This window comes from Pseudomonas sp. FME51 (assembly GCF_014897305.1).
This window is the reverse complement of sequence record NZ_JABUYN010000013.1, coordinates 71,638-89,239: the sequence shown is the minus strand read 5'-3', so window position 1 is coordinate 89,239 and position 17,602 is coordinate 71,638. Positions and strand designations below refer to the sequence as shown.

General features: G+C 56.0%; 31 protein-coding genes. 28 read left to right on the top strand and 3 right to left on the bottom strand.

What is annotated here, in order from left to right; genetic code table 11:
• Nucleotides 1-51: 51 nt before the first annotated feature.
• From rplC to INT39_RS18800, 28 genes are all read left to right on the top strand, one after another.
• Complete coding sequence (gene rplC, locus INT39_RS18935; protein ID WP_193075550.1) at nucleotides 52-690, top strand: 50S ribosomal protein L3; 639 nt, start codon at nucleotides 52-54, stop codon at nucleotides 688-690.
• A gap of 12 nt (nucleotides 691-702) precedes the next feature.
• Nucleotides 703-1,305, top strand: coding sequence for a 50S ribosomal protein L4 (gene rplD / locus INT39_RS18930; RefSeq protein ID WP_193075549.1), 603 nt, complete (start codon nucleotides 703-705; stop codon nucleotides 1,303-1,305).
• The gene (gene rplW, locus INT39_RS18925; protein WP_193075548.1) at nucleotides 1,302-1,598 is read left to right on the top strand and encodes a 50S ribosomal protein L23; all 297 of its coding nucleotides are present in this window, start codon (nucleotides 1,302-1,304) and stop codon (nucleotides 1,596-1,598) included. Before rplD ends, rplW begins: the two co-directional genes overlap by 4 nt.
• Nucleotides 1,599-1,612: 14 nt before the next feature.
• Nucleotides 1,613-2,437 carry a 50S ribosomal protein L2 gene (rplB, locus tag INT39_RS18920; protein WP_193075547.1) on the top strand — a complete coding sequence of 275 codons (825 nt, stop codon included), beginning with the start codon at nucleotides 1,613-1,615 and terminating at the stop codon, nucleotides 2,435-2,437.
• 15 nt (nucleotides 2,438-2,452) lie between these two features.
• Nucleotides 2,453-2,728, top strand: a complete 276-nt coding sequence (gene rpsS / locus INT39_RS18915) for a 30S ribosomal protein S19 (protein WP_090275827.1) — start codon at nucleotides 2,453-2,455, stop codon at nucleotides 2,726-2,728.
• 12 nt (nucleotides 2,729-2,740) lie between these two features.
• Nucleotides 2,741-3,073, top strand: coding sequence for a 50S ribosomal protein L22 (gene rplV / locus INT39_RS18910; RefSeq protein ID WP_193075546.1), 333 nt, complete (start codon nucleotides 2,741-2,743; stop codon nucleotides 3,071-3,073).
• Nucleotides 3,074-3,084: 11 nt separating this feature from the next.
• Nucleotides 3,085-3,765 carry a 30S ribosomal protein S3 gene (gene rpsC, locus INT39_RS18905; RefSeq protein ID WP_193075545.1) on the top strand — a complete coding sequence of 227 codons (681 nt, stop codon included), beginning with the start codon at nucleotides 3,085-3,087 and terminating at the stop codon, nucleotides 3,763-3,765.
• Between the two features lie 11 nt (nucleotides 3,766-3,776).
• Nucleotides 3,777-4,190 carry a 50S ribosomal protein L16 gene (gene rplP, locus INT39_RS18900; protein ID WP_036993714.1) on the top strand — a complete coding sequence of 138 codons (414 nt, stop codon included), beginning with the start codon at nucleotides 3,777-3,779 and terminating at the stop codon, nucleotides 4,188-4,190.
• On the top strand, nucleotides 4,190-4,381 hold the full coding sequence (gene rpmC, locus INT39_RS18895; protein WP_036993711.1) for a 50S ribosomal protein L29: 192 nt from the start codon (nucleotides 4,190-4,192) through the stop codon (nucleotides 4,379-4,381). Before rplP ends, rpmC begins: the two co-directional genes overlap by 1 nt.
• A gap of 2 nt (nucleotides 4,382-4,383) precedes the next feature.
• Entirely contained in the window at nucleotides 4,384-4,647 is a 264-nt protein-coding gene (rpsQ, locus tag INT39_RS18890) for a 30S ribosomal protein S17 (RefSeq protein ID WP_193075544.1), read from the top strand.
• A 44-nt stretch (nucleotides 4,648-4,691) separates the two neighbouring features.
• Entirely contained in the window at nucleotides 4,692-5,060 is a 369-nt protein-coding gene (gene rplN, locus INT39_RS18885) for a 50S ribosomal protein L14 (RefSeq protein ID WP_036993708.1), read from the top strand.
• An 11-nt stretch (nucleotides 5,061-5,071) separates the two neighbouring features.
• Nucleotides 5,072-5,386 (top strand): 50S ribosomal protein L24, encoded by a 315-nt coding sequence (gene rplX, locus INT39_RS18880; RefSeq protein WP_193075543.1) that lies wholly within the window; start codon nucleotides 5,072-5,074, stop codon nucleotides 5,384-5,386.
• A 17-nt stretch (nucleotides 5,387-5,403) separates the two neighbouring features.
• A complete protein-coding gene (rplE, locus tag INT39_RS18875; RefSeq protein ID WP_090275840.1) occupies nucleotides 5,404-5,943 on the top strand; it encodes a 50S ribosomal protein L5 in 540 nt (179 codons plus the stop codon).
• A 10-nt stretch (nucleotides 5,944-5,953) separates the two neighbouring features.
• The gene (gene rpsN / locus INT39_RS18870; RefSeq protein ID WP_193075542.1) at nucleotides 5,954-6,259 is read left to right on the top strand and encodes a 30S ribosomal protein S14; all 306 of its coding nucleotides are present in this window, start codon (nucleotides 5,954-5,956) and stop codon (nucleotides 6,257-6,259) included.
• Between the two features lie 39 nt (nucleotides 6,260-6,298).
• Complete coding sequence (rpsH, locus tag INT39_RS18865) at nucleotides 6,299-6,691, top strand: 30S ribosomal protein S8 (protein ID WP_193075541.1); 393 nt, start codon at nucleotides 6,299-6,301, stop codon at nucleotides 6,689-6,691.
• Between the two features lie 12 nt (nucleotides 6,692-6,703).
• On the top strand, nucleotides 6,704-7,234 hold the full coding sequence (gene rplF / locus INT39_RS18860; protein WP_193075540.1) for a 50S ribosomal protein L6: 531 nt from the start codon (nucleotides 6,704-6,706) through the stop codon (nucleotides 7,232-7,234).
• A gap of 10 nt (nucleotides 7,235-7,244) precedes the next feature.
• The gene (gene rplR, locus INT39_RS18855) at nucleotides 7,245-7,595 is read left to right on the top strand and encodes a 50S ribosomal protein L18 (protein WP_193075539.1); all 351 of its coding nucleotides are present in this window, start codon (nucleotides 7,245-7,247) and stop codon (nucleotides 7,593-7,595) included.
• 10 nt (nucleotides 7,596-7,605) lie between these two features.
• Nucleotides 7,606-8,109 carry a 30S ribosomal protein S5 gene (gene rpsE, locus INT39_RS18850; protein WP_036993694.1) on the top strand — a complete coding sequence of 168 codons (504 nt, stop codon included), beginning with the start codon at nucleotides 7,606-7,608 and terminating at the stop codon, nucleotides 8,107-8,109.
• Between the two features lie 6 nt (nucleotides 8,110-8,115).
• Entirely contained in the window at nucleotides 8,116-8,298 is a 183-nt protein-coding gene (rpmD, locus tag INT39_RS18845) for a 50S ribosomal protein L30 (protein ID WP_193075538.1), read from the top strand.
• A 3-nt stretch (nucleotides 8,299-8,301) separates the two neighbouring features.
• Nucleotides 8,302-8,736, top strand: coding sequence for a 50S ribosomal protein L15 (rplO, locus tag INT39_RS18840; protein ID WP_193075537.1), 435 nt, complete (start codon nucleotides 8,302-8,304; stop codon nucleotides 8,734-8,736).
• Between the two features lie 7 nt (nucleotides 8,737-8,743).
• Nucleotides 8,744-10,072: a preprotein translocase subunit SecY gene (gene secY / locus INT39_RS18835; RefSeq protein ID WP_193075536.1), complete on the top strand. Its 1,329-nt coding sequence runs from the start codon at nucleotides 8,744-8,746 to the stop codon at nucleotides 10,070-10,072.
• Nucleotides 10,073-10,096: 24 nt separating this feature from the next.
• A complete protein-coding gene (gene rpmJ / locus INT39_RS18830; protein WP_076939769.1) occupies nucleotides 10,097-10,213 on the top strand; it encodes a 50S ribosomal protein L36 in 117 nt (38 codons plus the stop codon).
• A gap of 172 nt (nucleotides 10,214-10,385) precedes the next feature.
• Nucleotides 10,386-10,742, top strand: a complete 357-nt coding sequence (gene rpsM, locus INT39_RS18825; RefSeq protein WP_090275859.1) for a 30S ribosomal protein S13 — start codon at nucleotides 10,386-10,388, stop codon at nucleotides 10,740-10,742.
• A 20-nt stretch (nucleotides 10,743-10,762) separates the two neighbouring features.
• A complete protein-coding gene (rpsK, locus tag INT39_RS18820; protein WP_193075535.1) occupies nucleotides 10,763-11,152 on the top strand; it encodes a 30S ribosomal protein S11 in 390 nt (129 codons plus the stop codon).
• Between the two features lie 15 nt (nucleotides 11,153-11,167).
• Complete coding sequence (gene rpsD / locus INT39_RS18815) at nucleotides 11,168-11,788, top strand: 30S ribosomal protein S4 (RefSeq protein WP_193075534.1); 621 nt, start codon at nucleotides 11,168-11,170, stop codon at nucleotides 11,786-11,788.
• A 26-nt stretch (nucleotides 11,789-11,814) separates the two neighbouring features.
• Entirely contained in the window at nucleotides 11,815-12,816 is a 1,002-nt protein-coding gene (locus INT39_RS18810; protein ID WP_090275863.1) for a DNA-directed RNA polymerase subunit alpha, read from the top strand.
• A 25-nt stretch (nucleotides 12,817-12,841) separates the two neighbouring features.
• Nucleotides 12,842-13,225, top strand: a complete 384-nt coding sequence (gene rplQ / locus INT39_RS18805) for a 50S ribosomal protein L17 (protein WP_036993680.1) — start codon at nucleotides 12,842-12,844, stop codon at nucleotides 13,223-13,225.
• A gap of 215 nt (nucleotides 13,226-13,440) precedes the next feature.
• Complete coding sequence (locus INT39_RS18800) at nucleotides 13,441-14,901, top strand: catalase (protein ID WP_193075533.1); 1,461 nt, start codon at nucleotides 13,441-13,443, stop codon at nucleotides 14,899-14,901.
• Nucleotides 14,902-15,107: 206 nt separating this feature from the next.
• Here INT39_RS18800 and INT39_RS18795 read toward each other — a convergent pair whose 3' ends face one another.
• From INT39_RS18795 to INT39_RS18785, 3 genes are read right to left on the bottom strand one after another with little or no spacing between them, the layout of a single operon-like run.
• The gene (locus INT39_RS18795; protein ID WP_193075532.1) at nucleotides 15,108-15,881 is read right to left on the bottom strand and encodes a MetQ/NlpA family ABC transporter substrate-binding protein; all 774 of its coding nucleotides are present in this window, start codon (nucleotides 15,879-15,881) and stop codon (nucleotides 15,108-15,110) included.
• A 42-nt stretch (nucleotides 15,882-15,923) separates the two neighbouring features.
• Nucleotides 15,924-16,589 (bottom strand): methionine ABC transporter permease, encoded by a 666-nt coding sequence (locus INT39_RS18790; RefSeq protein ID WP_193075531.1) that lies wholly within the window; start codon nucleotides 16,587-16,589, stop codon nucleotides 15,924-15,926.
• The gene (locus tag INT39_RS18785; RefSeq protein WP_193075530.1) at nucleotides 16,586-17,590 is read right to left on the bottom strand and encodes a methionine ABC transporter ATP-binding protein; all 1,005 of its coding nucleotides are present in this window, start codon (nucleotides 17,588-17,590) and stop codon (nucleotides 16,586-16,588) included. The genes INT39_RS18790 and INT39_RS18785 overlap by 4 nt, the downstream gene beginning before the upstream one ends.
• Nucleotides 17,591-17,602 lie beyond the last annotated feature (12 nt).

Sequence of the window (17,602 nt, the reverse complement as noted above, 5' to 3'; positions counted from 1 at the left end):
AATGGGCGGCCATAGCGGGTAATAGCCCCGTGCACTTATGAGGTTTACAACATGACTATCGGTTTAGTCGGCCGGAAATGCGGTATGACCCGCGTTTTCACTGAAGATGGTGTTTCCATTCCTGTTACGGTGGTTGAAGTCGAGCCAAACCGTATCACTCAAGTCAAGTCCCGCGACACGGATGGCTATAGCGCCATTCAGGTCACTGTGGGTGAGCGTCGCGCCAGTCGCGTCAGCAAGCCGATGGCTGGGCATTTTGCCAAAGCGAATACTGCTGCAGGTCGCAGCGTATGCGAATTCCGCCTGGAAGACGGCGCTGAATTCGAAGCGGGCGCAGAAATCAATGTCGGTATTTTCGAAGCGGGCCAGAAAGTAGACGTTACCGGTCAGTCCAAGGGTAAGGGCTTTGCCGGTACCATCAAACGCTGGAACTTCCGCGGTCAGGATGCCACCCACGGTAACTCTGTATCCCACCGTGTTCCCGGTTCCATTGGCCAGTGCCAGACCCCGGGTCGCGTATTCAAGGGTAAGAAGATGGCCGGCCACATGGGTGCTGAGCAAGTGACCGTGCAGACCCTGGAAATCGTACGCGTTGACGCCGAACGTAACCTGCTGCTGATCAAGGGCCCGGTTCCCGGTGCGCCTGGTAGCGACGTCATTGTTCGCCCGGCAGTCAAGGCCAAGGGTTAAAGGGGAGTTCACATGAATTTGAATGTAGCTGGTGCAAATGCGATCGAAGTATCTGATCTGACCTTTGCCACCGAGTTTAATGAAACCCTGGTTCACCAAGCCGTTGTTGCTTATATGGCTGGTGGTCGTCAGGGCACCAAGCAGCAAAAGACCCGTTCTGAAGTGTCCGGTGGCGGTAAGAAGCCATGGCGTCAGAAAGGTACTGGCCGTGCTCGTGCCGGTACTATCCGCAGCCCTATCTGGCGCGGGGGCGGTACCACTTTTGCGGCTCGTCCGCGGGACCATGAGCAGAAGCTGAACAGGAAGATGTACCGTGGCGCTCTGCGCTCGATCCTGTCCGAGCTGGTGCGTCTGGATCGTCTGGTCGTGGTTGAGAGCTTCGCAGTTGAAGCCCCCAAGACCAAGGCTCTGGTAAGCAAGCTCAAGGAACTGAATCTGGAGAAGGTGCTGATCGTAACTGACAGCCTGGACACCAATCTGTACCTGGCTGCGCGCAACCTGCCCCATGTCGATGTACGTGATGTGCAAGGTTCTGATCCGGTCAGCCTGATCGCTTACGACAAGGTACTGATCACTGTGCCTGCTGTTAAGAAGTTCGAGGAGATGCTGGGATGAACCAAGAGCGCATTTTCAAAGTATTGCTCGGCCCGCATGTATCCGAAAAGGCTACCGTGCTGGCTGACAGCAAAAACCAGTTTGTCTTCAAGGTGGAATCCACCGCGACCAAGCTGGAAATCAAGAAGGCCGTTGAGCAGCTGTTCAGCGTCGAGGTTGATAGTGTTTCGACCTTGAATGTCAAAGGCAAGACCAAGCAAACCGTTCGCGGACTGGGCAAGCGTAATGACTGGAAGAAGGCGTATGTCAGCCTGAAAGCCGGTCAGGACCTCGACTTCGCCAGCGCTGAATAAGAGAGGGGTACATCATGGCAATTGTTAAATGTAAACCTACTTCCGCTGGCCGCCGCTTCGTTGTAAAGGTCGTGAACTCAGACCTGCACAAGGGTGCTCCTTATGCACCTTTGCTTGAGAAGCAAAGCAAGTCTGGTGGACGTAACAATAATGGCCGCATCACCACGCGTCATCGCGGGGGCGGTCATAAGCAGCACTACCGTCTGGTCGATTTTCGTCGTAACAAGGATGGCATTCCAGCCATCGTTGAGCGTATCGAATACGATCCGAACCGTACCGCTCATATTGCTCTGCTGCTGTATGCCGATGGCGAGCGCCGCTACATCATCGCACCTAAGGGTGTGACTGCTGGCGACCAGGTGATCTCAGGTGCTGATGCGCCGATCAAGCCGGGCAACACTCTGCCACTGCGTAATATTCCGGTGGGTAGCACCATCCACGCGATCGAACTGAAGCCCGGAAAGGGTGCTCAGGTTGCTCGCAGCGCCGGTGCCTCCGTGCAGCTGGTTGCTCGTGAAGGCGCTTATGTCACCGTTCGCTTGCGTTCCGGTGAAATGCGCAAGGTCCTCGGCGAGTGCCGTGCCACCCTGGGTGAAGCATCCAACGGTGAACACAGCCTGCGCTCCCTGGGCAAAGCCGGTGCCAGTCGCTGGCGCGGTGTTCGTCCGACCGTTCGTGGTGTTGCCATGAACCCGGTTGATCACCCGCATGGTGGTGGTGAAGGGCGTACTTCTGGTGGTCGTCATCCGGTGTCGCCTTGGGGCTTCCCCACTAAGGGTGCCAAGACTCGGTCAAACAAGCGCACAGACAATATGATTGTCCGTCGTCGCAGCAAGTAATAGAGGGGAAACGACGTGCCGCGTTCTCTGAAGAAAGGTCCTTTTATCGATCTTCACCTACTGAAGAAGGTCGAAGTTGCAGCAGAAAAGAACGATCGCAAGCCGGTGAAAACCTGGTCGCGCCGCTCGATGATTCTGCCGCAGATGGTTGGTCTGACCATCGCAGTACACAACGGTCGCCAACATGTCCCGGTTATTATTTCCGAAGACATGGTCGGTCACAAATTGGGCGAATTCTCTGCTACACGGACCTATCGTGGTCACGTGGCAGACAAGAAAGCCAAGCGCTAAGGGGTTAGGAAGATGGAAGTAGCCGCTAGTCATAAAGGCGCCCGACTCTCTGCCCAGAAAGCGCGCTTGGTCGCTGACCAGATCCGCGGGAAGAAAGTGGATGAGGCCCTGAATCTGCTGACTTTCAGCAACAAGAAGGCCGCTGATGTCATCAAGAAAGTTCTCGAGTCGGCAATTGCCAACGCTGAACACAATGATGGCGCAGACGTGGATGACCTCAGGGTCTCCACCGTGTTTGTCAACGAAGGTCGCTCTCTGAAGCGCATCATGCCACGTGCCAAAGGCCGTGCTGATCGCATCATCAAGCGGTCTTGCCATATCACGGTCAAGGTTGCTGACAAGTAGGAGTCGATCACATGGGTCAGAAAGTACATCCGACGGGCATTCGCCTCGGTATTGTTAAACAGCACACTTCGGTGTGGTATGCAGACGGTCGCACCTATGCTGACTATCTGTTCACTGATCTGAAAGTACGCGAGTACATTCAGAAGAAATTGAAAAGCGCTTCTGTCAGCCGCGTTGATATTCAGCGTCCTGCTCAGACTGCCCGTATCACCATTCACACTGCCCGTCCGGGTATCGTGATTGGTAAGAAAGGTGAAGACGTCGAGAAGCTGCGTCAGGAACTGACCAGCCAGATGGGCGTGCCGGTGCACATCAACATCGAAGAGATCCGCAAGCCGGAACTCGACGCTGCCCTGGTTGCACAGAGCGTTGCTCAACAGCTCGAGCGTCGTGTGATGTTTCGTCGCGCCATGAAGCGTGCCGTACAGAACACCATGCGTATCGGTGGTAAAGGTATCAAGATTCAGGTAAGTGGTCGTCTTGGCGGTGCCGAGATTGCCCGTACCGAATGGTACCGTGAAGGCCGTGTGCCGCTGCACACTCTGCGTGCCGATATCGACTACGCAACGGCTGAAGCCCACACCACTTATGGTGTGATCGGTGTGAAAGTTTGGATTTTCAAAGGCGAGATCATTGGTGGTCAGCCTGAAGAAGTCAAAACGTTCGCGACCAAGAAAAAAGCTGCTAAGTAAGGGGTACGCACATGTTACAACCCAAGCGTACGAAGTTCCGCAAGCAGATGACTGGCCACAACCGTGGTCTGGCTCATCGCGGCAGTAAAGTGAGCTTTGGCGAATACGCACTCAAATCCGTCAGCCGTGGTCGTTTGACCGCTCGTCAGATTGAAGCGGCGCGTCGTGCTCTGACTCGTCACGTAAAACGTGGCGGTAAAATCTGGATCCGTGTCTTCCCTGACAAGCCGATCTCCAAGAAGCCTCTCGAGGTGCGGATGGGTAAAGGTAAGGGTAACGTCGAATACTGGGTAGCCCAGATTCAGCCGGGCAAGGTCCTGTATGAGATTGAAGGTGTTTCCGAAGAGCTGGCGCGCGAGGCATTTGCCCTGGCTGCTGCCAAGCTGCCGCTGGCAACCACCTTCGTTAAGCGGACGGTGATGTGATGAAAGCGACAGAACTTCGTGAAAAATCTGCCGAGCAGCTGAACGAGCAGCTGCTTACCCTGCTGCGCGATCAGTTCAACCTGCGCATGCAGAAGGCAACCGGTCAACTGGGTCAGAGTCACCTGCTGAAGCAGACTAAGCGTGACATCGCTCGAGTCAAGACCGTGCTCAATCAGAAAGGTGGTAACTGATCATGGCCGAGAACATTGTAGTTCGTACCGTTACTGGCCGTGTGGTCAGTGACAAGATGGACAAAACCGTTACTGTTGTTATCGAGCGTCAGGTAAAGCATCCGCTGTACGGTAAGTACGTACGCCGCTCTACTAAGCTGCATGCGCACGATGAAAACAACGAATGCCGCATCGGCGATCTGGTCACCATTCGGGAAACCCGTCCCTTGGCTAAAACCAAGAACTGGACCCTGGTGCAGATCGACGAGCGCGCGGCGCACGTATAAGCCCCGCGCTGTTATAGCGGATTATTTAAGGGTCGGAGAAAGTTATGATTCAGACTCAATCCATGTTGGATGTAGCTGACAACAGTGGTGCACGTCGCGTTATGTGCATCAAGGTTCTGGGCGGTTCTCACCGCCGCTACGCCGGCATTGGCGATATCATCAAAGTTACCGTCAAGGAAGCAATTCCGCGCGGTAAAGTAAAGAAAGGCCAGGTGCTGACTGCTGTCATCGTGCGTACTCGTCACGGCGTTCGCCGTACCGACGGTTCGCTGATTCGTTTTGATGGCAACGCTGCTGTTCTGCTCAACAACAAGAATGAGCCGATCGGTACCCGCATCTTTGGGCCAGTGACGCGTGAATTGCGTAATGAGCAGTTCATGAAGATCGTTTCCCTCGCGCCCGAAGTGCTGTAAGGAGCTCGGTCATGCAAAAGATCAAACGTGACGACGACGTAATCGTCATCGCCGGTAAAGACAAAGGCAAGCGCGGTAAGGTCCAGAAGGTCCTGACTGACAATCGCCTGGTTATCGCCGGCGTCAACATTATCAAACGCGCTACCAAGCCGAACCCTATGGCTGGTTTGCAGGGCGGTATTGTTGAGAAGGAGGCGCCAATCCACGTCTCCAACGTGGCTATCTTCAACCCTGAGACCAGCAAGGCCGACCGCGTCGGCTTCAAGGTCGAAGACGGTAAGAAGGTTCGTATTTTCAAGTCGACCCAAAAAGCGGTCGACGCTTGAGAATCTAGGTGCTTACCATGGCAAGATTGAAAGAGCATTACCGGAGCAACCTGGTTCCCCAGATCAAAGAAGAGCTTGGCCTGGCGAATGTGATGGAAGTTCCGAAGATCACCAAGATCACCCTGAACATGGGCCTTGGTGAAGCGGTAGGCGACAAGAAAGTCATTGAAAACGCTCTGGCTGACCTGGAGAAGATCACTGGCCGTAAAGGCATCGTGACCTACTCCCGCAAGTCGATTGCCGGCTTCAAGATTCGTGACGGCTGGCCGATCGGTGTCAAGGTGACACTGCGTCGTGAACAGATGTATGAGTTCCTGGATCGTCTGCTGTCGATCTCGCTGCCGCGCGTACGTGACTTCCGTGGTCTGAATGCCAAGTCCTTCGACGGTCGTGGCAACTACAGCATGGGCGTCAAGGAGCAGATCATCTTCCCGGAAATCGATTACGACAAGATTGATGCCCTGCGTGGTCTGGATATCACTTTGACCACCACCGCTCGGACGGACGACGAAGGCCGCGCGCTGCTGCGTGCGTTCAAGTTCCCGTTCCGTAACTAGGAGTCAGGCAATGGCTAAAGTCAGCATGAAGAACCGCGAGGCCAAACGGTCTCGCCTGGTTGCCAAGTACGCTGCAAAGCGTGCTGAGCTCAAGGCTACTGTGGGCAACATCAACGCATCGGTTGAAGATCGTTGGAATGCTCAGGTAGCTCTGCAAAAACTGCCGCGTGATGCGAGCCCGGTTCGTCAGCGTAACCGCTGCCGCATCACTGGCCGTCCGCACGGCGTATACCGCAAATTCGGTCTTTCCCGCATCAAACTGCGCGAAGCTGCCATGCGCGGTGATGTACCCGGTCTGGTCAAGGCCAGCTGGTAAACAAGACCTTAATTACTCAGTTTCAGGAGCACAAAGCCCATGAGTATGCAGGACCCGTTAGCTGATATGCTAACCCGTATCCGTAATGCCCAGATGGCTGAAAAGTCCAGTGTCAGCATGCCTTCGGCAAAGCTGAAGGTGGCTGTCGCCAAAGTACTTACCGAAGAAGGCTATGTCGCTGGTTACGAAGTGCAGGGCGACGCCAAGCCTGTTCTGTCGATCGAGCTCAAGTACTTCGAAGGCAAGCCGGTAATTGAAGAAGTGAAGCGCGTTAGCCGTCCAGGCCTGCGCCAGTACAAGTCCGTTGACCAGATTCCTAAGGTCAAGGGTGGACTGGGTGTCTCGATCGTCTCCACCAACAAAGGTGTTATGACTGATCGCGCTGCTCGCGCTGCCGGTATCGGCGGTGAAGTACTCTGCACCGTATTCTGATAGGGGGTTACGATGTCTCGCGTCGCTAAGAACCCTGTCACATTGCCACAGGGTGTAGAAGTAAAAATCGATGGTCTGGATGTTTCTGTCAAGGGCCCCAAAGGCTCGCTGGCTCTGAATCTGCATCCGGCCGTTGAAGTAACCCAGGAAGAGGGTGTGCTGCGTTTTGCGCCCCGTCCTGGTAGCGTCAATGCAGCCATGGCCGGCACTACACGTGCACTGGTCAACAATATGGTCGTCGGCGTCAGCCAAGGTTTTGAGCGCAAGCTTCAGCTGGTTGGTGTAGGATACCGGGCTCAGGCGAAAGGACAGGTTCTGTCCCTGGCTCTGGGGTTCTCCCACCCGATCGACTATCAGTTGCCGGAGGGTATCACTGTTGAGACCCCTAGCCAGACTGACATCATCATCAAAGGTATCGACAAACAACTGGTTGGCCATGTAGCTGCGGAGATCCGTGATTTCCGTCGCCCAGAACCCTATAAGGGCAAGGGTGTTCGCTACTCCGACGAGATCGTGCGTCGTAAAGAAGCCAAGAAGAAGTAGGGCATAGAAAATGAGCGATAAAAAAGTTATTCGTCTCCGTCGAGCTCGTCGTTCGCGTCTGAAAATGCGCGAGCTGGAAGCCGTACGTCTGTGCGTGTACCGTTCTTCGCAGCACATGTACGCACAAGTGATCTCGGCCGACGGCTCCAAGGTTCTGGCCAGCGCCTCCACCCTTGACGCAAGCTTGCGCAGTGGCACTACAGGCAACAGCGAAGCCGCTAAACAAGTGGGTCTTCTGGTTGCTGAGCGTGCCAAGGCCGCCGGTGTAACTAAGGTCTCCTTCGACCGTTCCGGCTTCAAGTATCATGGCCGCGTGAAAGCGCTGGCCGACGCCGCTCGTGAAGGCGGGCTGGAATTCTAAGGGTAGAGCTATGGCTAATTTCGATCAAAAGCGTGACGAAGGTTACATCGAGAAACTCGTACAGGTTAACCGCGTCGCCAAAGTAGTTAAGGGCGGTCGGATCTTTGCCTTCACAGCGCTGACAGTAGTCGGCGACGGCAACGGTCGCGTGGGTTTCGGACGTGGCAAGGCGCGTGAAGTGCCTGCCGCTATCCAGAAAGCCATGGAAGCCGCACGTCGTAACATGATCCAGGTGGATCTGAATGGCACCACCATTCAGTACCCGCTGCGGGCTGCACACGGAGCCTCCAAGGTCTTCATGATGCCAGCTTCGGAAGGTACCGGTGTTATTGCCGGTGGCGCGATGCGCGCCGTTCTGGAAGCCGCTGGCATCCATAACGTACTGGCTAAATGTTACGGTTCCACCAACCCGGTCAACGTCGTTCAGGCTACCTACAAGGGTCTGAAGTCAATGCAGTCTCCCGACTCTGTTGCGGCCAAGCGTGGCAAGACCGTCGAAGACATCGTGGGGTAAGCTGTCATGGCTAATGCAAAAATCAAAGTGACCCTGTTCAAGAGCGTGATCGGGCGTCTGCCGAGCCACAAGGCTTCCGTAAAGGGTCTTGGTCTGCGTCGCATCGGTCACACCGTCGAAGTCGAAGATACTCCGGCTATCCGTGGGATGATCAACAGTGTCTCCTACATGGTCAGGGTTGAGGGTTAAGACATGAAACTGAATGATCTGAGTTCCGCGCCCGGTTCACGCCCAGCTAAGCTGCGCGTCGGTCGTGGTATCGGTAGCGGCCTGGGCAAGACTGCCGGCCGCGGCCACAAAGGTTTGACTTCCCGCTCTGGCGGTAAGGTCGCTCCCGGTTTTGAGGGTGGTCAACAGCCGTTGCATCGCCGTCTGCCGAAGTTCGGCTTTGTTTCCAGAATTGGTATGGTTACCACCGAGATCCGCACCAGCGAGCTGAACAAGCTGGATGTTGATGTCATCGACCTGCAAGCTTTGAAAGATGCCAATATCATTGGCGACAAGTTTGTGCGGGCCAAGGTTGTTCTGTCCGGCGATATAACCAAAGCGGTTACTATCAAAGGACTGAAGGCGACCAAGGGCGCTCGTGCAGCGATCGAAGCAGCTGGCGGTAAGATCGAGGAATAAGGACTACATGGCTAAGCAAGGCGCTCTCTCTGGAATGAATCAAGGCGGCCTGACGGAACTGTGGGGGCGCTTGCGCTTCCTGTTCCTGGCAATCATCGTTTACCGAATCGGCGCGCATATACCGGTACCCGGTATCAACCCTGATCGCCTGGCTGATATGTTCAGACAGAATGAGGGGACCATTCTTAGCCTGTTCAACATGTTCTCTGGTGGTGCCCTGGAGCGGATGAGTATCTTCGCTCTGGGGATCATGCCGTACATTTCTGCATCGATTATCATGCAGTTGATGACGGCCGTGAGTCCCACGCTGGAACAGTTGAAGAAGGAAGGCGAGTCCGGTCGCCGCAAGATCAGCCAGTATACTCGATATCTCACACTGGTTCTGGCGTTGATCCAGGCAGTGGGGATGTCGGTCGGTCTGGCCAGTCAGGGTGTGGCCTTTGCCAACGATTTCGGCTTCTATTTCATAGCAGTCACTACTTTCGTGGCCGGTGCCATGTTCATGATGTGGCTGGGTGAGCAGATCACCGAGCGCGGGATCGGCAACGGTATATCCATGCTGATCTTCGCCGGTATCGTTGCCGGCCTGCCTGGCGCGATAGGGCAGTCCTTCGAGGCAGCTCGTCAGGGTGATATCAACATCTTCGCACTGATTGCAATTGCCTTGCTGGCGCTGGCGATGATTGCGTTCGTGATCTTTGTCGAACGTGGTCAGCGGCGGATTACCGTGAACTACGCCAAGCGGCAACAGGGTCGCAAGGTGTTCGCTGCCCAGACCAGTCACTTGCCGCTGAAGGTGAACATGGCCGGTGTGATTCCGGCGATTTTTGCCAGCAGCATTCTGTTGTTCCCGGCTTCATTGGGAACCTGGTTCGGTCAGGGTGAAGGCATGGGTTGGCTGCAGAGCCTGTCCCAGGCTATTGCCCCAGGTCAGCCGTTGAACATCATTCTGTTCAGTGCAGGGATCATATTCTTCTGCTTCTTCTATACAGCGCTGATGTTCAACCCCAAGGACGTGGCTGACAACCTGAAGAAGTCAGGCGCTTTCATTCCGGGTATCCGCCCGGGTGAGCAGTCCGCCCGCTATATCGATGGCGTGCTGACTCGTCTGACCATGTTCGGTGCCCTGTACATGACTGCGGTCTGTCTGTTGCCGCAATTCCTGGTGGTATCGGCCAACGTGCCGTTCTATCTGGGTGGGACTTCACTGTTAATCGTTGTTGTGGTTGTTATGGACTTCATGTCCCAAGTACAATCGCACCTCGTTTCTCAGCAGTATGAGTCTCTTTTGAAGAAATCGAACCTGAAAGGCTACGGCAGCGGCATGCTGCGCTGATATTTCAGGATTCTGGAGAACGTTATGAAAGTTGCAGCATCAGTCAAGAAGCTTTGCCGTAACTGCAAAATCATCCGTCGCAATGGCAGCGTACGGGTAATTTGCAGTGCTGAGCCTCGTCACAAACAGCGCCAAGGTTGATTAATCAACCCGCTCTGATTGAAGACTACGTCTCAGGATAACCGCCGCCCGGCCAGTTAATTGGTCGGGTGGTTGATTTTTTTTTATGTTAGCGCTACCCTACTGCACCCTTTTTCACGCAACCTAGTTACGTTTGGGTTGAGTCAGGTAGCTGTCAGACGGAGTAATTTGGATGGCCCGTATTGCAGGCGTCAACATCCCGGATAACAAGCATGCTGTTATCTCTCTGACCTATATCTTTGGTATCGGTCAAACCAAGGCACAACAGATCTGTGCTGCCACTGGCATTGAGCCCAGTGTAAAAATCAAGGATCTAAGCGAGGAGCAGATTGATCTGCTGCGTAACGAGGTCGCCAAAAGTAACACTGAAGGTGACCTGCGCCGCGCGATCAACATGAACGTCAAGCGTCTCATGGATCTTGGCTGCTATCGCGGTCTGCGTCATCGTCGTGGTCTTCCGGTCCGCGGCCAGCGTACCAAGACCAACGCTCGTACCCGCAAGGGTCCGCGCAAGCCGATCCGTAAGTAATCGCGAAGGAATATACAGATATGGCTAAGCCTGCTGCTCGTGTTCGTAAAAAAGTAAAAAAGACAGTGGTTGATGGGATCGCCCACATCCATGCGTCTTTTAACAACACCATCATCACCATCACCGACCGTCAGGGCAATGCTCTGAGCTGGGCGACTTCCGGTGGTTCCGGTTTCCGTGGTTCGCGTAAAAGCACACCCTTCGCTGCCCAGGTGGCTGCTGAGCGTGCTGGTCAGGCGGCTCTGGAATACGGCCTCAAAAACCTCGACGTTAATGTGAAGGGCCCTGGCCCGGGTCGTGAATCTGCAGTGCGTGCGCTGAACTCTTGTGGTTACAAGATCAGCGGCATTAACGATGTCACCCCCATCCCACATAACGGTTGTCGCCCGCCCAAGAAGCGCCGCGTGTAATCAGGAGACGGTAAAATGGCTAGATATATTGGTCCCAAGTGTAAGCTGTCTCGTCGCGAAGGCACTGATCTGTTCCTCAAGAGCGGTGTTCGCGCCCTTGATTCCAAGTGCAAGCTGGAGAGTCCTCCTGGCGTGCATGGTCAGCGTCGCGGTCGTCTCTCCGAGTACGGCACTCAGCTGCGCGAGAAGCAAAAAGTTCGTCGTATCTATGGCGTTCTCGAACGTCAGTTCAGCAACTACTACAAGGAAGCTGCCCGTCTGAAGGGCGCTACCGGCGAGAACCTGCTGCAACTGCTCGAGCGTCGTCTGGATAACGTTGTATACCGTATGGGTTTTGGCTCCACGCGTGCCGAATCTCGTCAGCTGGTTTCCCACAAGGCCATCAGCGTCAACGGCAAGACCGTGAACATCGCTTCTTACCTGGTTTCCCCAGGTGACGTAGTAGCCGTTCGCGAGAAAGCCAAGAACCAGCTGCGCATTGGCGGTTCGCTGGATCTGGCAGCTCAGCGCGGCCAGGCAGAATGGCTGGAAGTGGATGCCGCCAAGAAGGAAGGTGTCTTCAAGAGCCTGCCCGCCCGGAGTGATCTGTACGCCGACATCAACGAAAACCTGATCGTCGAGCTCTACTCCAAGTAAGCGATAGTCAGCAAAAGGTGCCTTTCATGCAAAATTCGGTTGCCGAGTTTCTTACTCCGCGTCATATCGACGTTCAAGAAACCTCGCCCACGCGCGCCAAGATCACTCTTGAGCCGCTGGAACGTGGTTTTGGTCATACCCTGGGCAATGCGCTGCGGCGCATTCTGCTCTCGTCCATGCCCGGTTGTGCCGTGGTTGAGGCGGAAATCGATGGCGTTTTGCATGAGTACAGCGCCATCGAAGGCGTTCAGGAAGATGTCATCGAGATCCTGCTTAACCTTAAAGGTGTAGCGATCAAGATGCATGGTCGTGATCACGTCACCCTGACCCTTTCCAAAAAGGGCCCGGGTGCGGTCACCGCTGGCGATATTCAGCTGGATCACGATGTGGAGATTGTTAACCCCGATCACCATATCGCCACGCTGTCCGACAACGGTGTTCTGAACATGAAGCTGACTGTTGCGCGCGGCCGGGGCTATGAGCCTGCTGATGCGCGTCAGTCGGATGAAGACGAAAGCCGTTCAATCGGTCGTCTGCAACTCGACGCTACCTATACTCCGGTTCGCCGCATAGCTTATGTAGTCGAGAGCGCTCGTGTTGAGCAGCGTACCAACCTGGACAAGCTGGTCATCGAACTGGAAACCAACGGTACTCTGGATCCGGAAGAAGCGATCCGTCGTGCCGCTACCATTCTGCAGCATCAACTGGCTGCCTTCGTTGATCTGAAGGGTGACCAGGAGCCTGTAGTGGAACAGCAGGAAGACGAGATCGATCCGATCCTGCTGCGCCCGGTTGACGATCTGGAGCTGACTGTTCGTTCGGCCAACTGCCTGAAGGCTGAAAATATTTACTATATTGGCGATCTGATCCAGCGTACCGAAGTGGAACTGCTGAAGACCCCTAACCTGGGCAAGAAATCCCTGACTGAAATCAAGGACGTTCTGGCTTCGCGTGGTCTCTCACTGGGTATGCGTCTGGACAACTGGCCGCCTGCAAGCTTGAAGAAGGACGACAAGGTTACGGCCTGATCGTCTGACACCGAGGAATTGAGAGATGCGTCATCGTAAAAGTGGTCGTCACCTGAGTCGGACCAGCTCGCACCGCAAGGCCATGTTCCAGAACATGGCGGTGTCGCTGTTCGAGAATGAACTGATCAAAACCACTCTGCCCAAGGCCAAGGAATTGCGTCGTGTTGCAGAGCCGCTGATCACCCTGGCGAAAGAAGATACTGTAGCTAACCGTCGTCTGGCGTTTGACCGCACCCGCAGCAAAGAAGCTGTAGGCAAGCTGTTCAACGACCTAGGCAAGCGCTACGCAGACCGTCCCGGCGGCTATGTTCGTATTCTGAAGTGCGGTTTCCGTGCTGGCGATGCGGCTCCCATGGCTTACGTGGAACTGGTTGATCGTCCTGAGCTGGCTGCTGCTTCTGAAGAGTAAGCTGTAGTCTGTTCAAAGAAAACCGGGCATATGCCCGGTTTTTTTATGTCTGAAAATCAGGCTGCCAATACTATCGGGCAAACAGCTCATGTGTATTTGCTATCGTTCGAGTTGAATCAACTTATTGGGTCTATTGGTTCTGGCTCTTTATCATTTCTCCAACGCCACCGGTTCGCTTCCGCTGGCCGCCGAATTGATCCAGGAGAAAGAGCAATATGACTGACAAGCCAAAACTCACCACAGTGGCCGGTGCGCCGGTATCCGAGAACCAGAACGCGATGACGGCCGGACCGCGTGGCCCGATGTTATTGCAAGACGTCTGGTTTCTGGAAAAGCTCGCACACTTTGACCGTGAGGTGATTCCTGAGCGTCGCATGCACGCCAAGGGCTCCGGCGCCTTCGGTGAGTTCGTCGTGACTCATGACATCACCGAATACACCAAGGCGCGTCTTTTTGCCGAGGTAGGCAAGAAAACGCCGATGTTCGCCCGGTTCTCCACCGTCGCCGGCGAGCGCGGCGCAGCCGATGCCGAGCGCGATATCCGCGGTGCTGCTTTGAAGTTCTACACCGAACAGGGCAACTGGGATCTGGTTGGTAACAACACCCCGGTGTTCTTCTTCCGCGACCCGCTGAAATTCCCTGACCTCAACCACGCGGTCAAGCGTGACCCGCGCACCAATATGCGCAACGCCAATAACAACTGGGACTTCTGGACCGGCCTGCCAGAAGCGCTGCACCAGATTACCTATGTGATGGGCGACCGGGGTATTCCGGCTGGCTACCGCCATATGCATCTGTTTGGTTCGCACACTTACAGTTTCATCAGTGCCGACAACCAGCGCTACTGGGTCAAGTTCCACTTCAAGACTCAACAGGGCATCAAGAACCTGACCGATGAACAGGCCGCTGCGGTGGTTGCCGGGGACCGCGAAAGCTCCCAGCGCGACCTGTACGACGCGATCGAGAACAGCGATTTTCCGCGCTGGACCATGTTCGTACAGATCATGCCGGAAATCGAGGCTGAGGATTACCGCTTCCATCCGTTCGATCTGACCAAAGTCTGGTCGAAGCAGGATTACCCGCTGATTGAAGTGGGTTACATGGAGTTGAACCGCAACCCGGACAACTATTTCCAGGACGTGGAGCAGGCCGCTTTCACGCCGGCCAACGTGGTACCGGGCATCAGCTTCTCGCCGGACCGCATGTTGCAGGGGCGCCTGTTCTCCTATGGCGACGCACAGCGCTACCGTCTGGGTGTGAACCACCATCAGATCCCGGTGAATGCGCCGCGTTGCCCGGTACACAGCTACCATCGCGACGGTGCCATGCGGGTGGATGGCAACCAGGGGAGCCGTCTGCACTACGAGCCGAACACTTATGGTGAGTGGCAGGAGCAGCCCGACTTCAGCGAGCCGCCGATGGCGCTGGAGGGTGCGGCCGCGCGCTATGACTTCCGTGCGGACGATGCAGACTACTTCACTCAGCCTGGCAATTTGTTCCGTCTGATGTCGTCTGAGGAGCAACAGCGACTGTTCCAGAACACTGCGCGAGCCATGAATGGTGTTGAGCGTCATATCATGATTCGCCACATCACTCATTGCTACAAGGCCGATCCGGCTTATGGCAAAGGGGTGGCGACAGCGCTTGGGGTGCCGATGTCTGAAGTACCGGTCTGATAACGACTGGTGATTGGAAGCAGCCCGCGACGTAGTTTAGTCGCGGGCTTTTTTATTGGGCACGCTTGGTATTTAAATGCAGGTCGTTGGGGCTAGTGGTTATCAGAAAGCCTTTGCGCCGGGGCGGCCCTGAAGCCCAGCGCCGACTTTCTACAAAAGCCCCAGCCACACTGTAAAAGTGGGTGGGGCTAGGCAAAGAAAGGGAATCAGAACGCAGGGACAACAGCACCCTGATACTTGGACTCAATAAACGCCTTCACCTCGTCACTCTGCAATGCCTTCACCAGCTTCTGCACTGCTTCGTTCTCAGCATCCTGCGCACGGGTTACCAGGATGTTGGCGTAGGGTGAGTCGTCGCCTTCGATGGCCAGCGCGTCTTCGGTGGGGTTCAGGCCAGCTTCCAGCGCGTAGTTGGTATTGATCAGTGCCAGATCCACCTGATCAAGAACGCGGGGCAGGGTGGCTGCTTCCAGCTCGCGAATGCGCAGTTTGTGTGGGTTGTTCTCGATGTCACGCGGGGTGGCGAGGATGTTGGATTTGTCTTTCAGAGTGATCACGCCAGCCTTGTCCAGCAGCAGCAAGGCGCGACCGCCGTTGGTGGCATCGTTGGGGATGGCGACGGTGGCGCGGCTGGAAATCTCGTCCAGAGATTTGAGCTTGCCGGAATAGATGCCGAAGGGCTCCACGTGCACATTGGCGACGCTGACCAGGTCGGTGCCGCGACCTTTGTTGAACTCGTCGAGGTAGGGTTTGTGCTGGAAGAAGTTGGCATCCAGGCGGCCTTCTGCAACCTGGAGGTTAGGCTGTACGTAATCAGTGAATACCTTGATATCCAGATCCACGCCCTGGCTGGCCAGGCCGGGTTTGACGAACTCGAGGATCTCGGCGTGGGGTACGGCGGTGGCGGCGATGCTCAATTTCTCTGCGGCATGGGCGCCGAAGGCAGTAGCCAGGGCCAGAACAGCGACAATCTTTTTCATGGAATGCTCCGAAATGAACGCGGTTGCAGGCTATTGTCCTGCTTATTTACGTGAATAGTGTACGACCAAGCGGTCGCCGATACTTTGCAGAATTTGCACCAGTACCAGCAACAACACAACAGTGACGATCATGACATCAGTCTGGAAGCGCTGATAGCCATAGCGGATGGCGAGGTCGCCGAGGCCGCCGCCGCCGACCACACCGGCCATCGCCGTATAGGAAACCAGCGTAATGGCGATCACTGTTACCGCAGCGATGATGCCCGGGCGCGCTTCGGGCAGCAAGGCACGAGTAATGATCTGGCGGGTGCTCGCGCCCATCGATTGGGTCGCTTCGATGATGCCGCGGTCCACCTCCCGCAAGGCGGTTTCAACCAGACGTGCAAAAAACGGCGTGGCGCCAACCACCAGAGGGGGAATGGCGCCAGCGACGCCCAGTGAGGTGCCGGTGAGAAACTTGGTGAAGGGGATCATCACGATCAGCAGAATGATGAAGGGCAGCGAGCGCAGTGCGTTGACGATAAGAGACAGCACGGCGTAAAGGCCGTTGCGCTCGAACATCTGTCGCGGGCCGGTCAGAAACAACAGGATGCCCAGCGGCAAGCCCAACAGTACGGTGAAGAACAGTGAGCCGCTGAGCATCAGCAGGGTGTCCAGCGTGGCGATCCAGATATCGTACCAGTCGATGTTGGTGAAGAATTCGGTCATCCGCGTAATACCTCAACATGCACATCAGCAGCGGCCAGGCGCGCGCGCGCAGCGGGCAGGTCGCCGCCAATCAGCGCCAGGGTCAATTGTCCATAGGGCAGATCGCGGATGCGATCGATGCGGCCGGCAAGAATGCTGTAGTCCACACCGGTTTCCCGGGCGACCTGTCCCAGCAGGGGAGCGAAAGTGGATTCGCCCTGGAAGGTCAAGCGCAGGATCTGCCCTGGCACGTGACTGAAATCGTCCGCCTGGTCTTCAGCGGATTCACTGCCGAAGACGAAGCTGCGGGTGGTCGGATGCTGTGGATGCAGGAAGACATCGGCGACCGTGCCTTGCTCGACGATACGTCCGCCATCCATCACCGCGACCTGATCACATACCCGACGGATCACATCCATTTCGTGGGTGATCAGCACTATGGTCAGGTTCAGTTCGCGGTTGATTTCCGACAGGAGTTGCAGCACCTGGCCCGTGGTGTGCGGATCCAGGGCGCTGGTGGCTTCATCGCACAGCAGAATGCTGGGCTCGGTGGCCAGCGCGCGGGCGATGCCGACGCGCTGTTTCTGGCCGCCGGACAGTTGCGCCGGGTACTTGTTGGCGTGGTCGCTGAGGCCGACCCGGTCCAGCAGCGATGCGACCCGCGCGGCGATCTGTTGACGGTGGGCGCTGCCGGCCAAACGCAGGGGCAGGGCAACATTGTCGGCGACGGTAGCGGAGGAGAGCAGGTTGAAATGCTGGAAGATCATGCCCACCCGTTGCCGGAAGCGTCGCAGGCCCTCGGCATTCAGGGCGGTGATATCCTCGCCGGCGACCAGAATGCGCCCGCTGCTGGGCTCTTCCAGTCGGTTGATCAGCCGCAACAGGGTACTTTTACCTGCGCCGGAATGGCCGATGATGCCGTACACCTGGCCTGGCTCTATGGTCAGGTCAGTGGCATGCAATGCGGGTATGTCGCGGCCGCCGACTCGGTAGGCCTTGTTTACCTGCTGAAATTCAATCACGTGTCTGTTCGC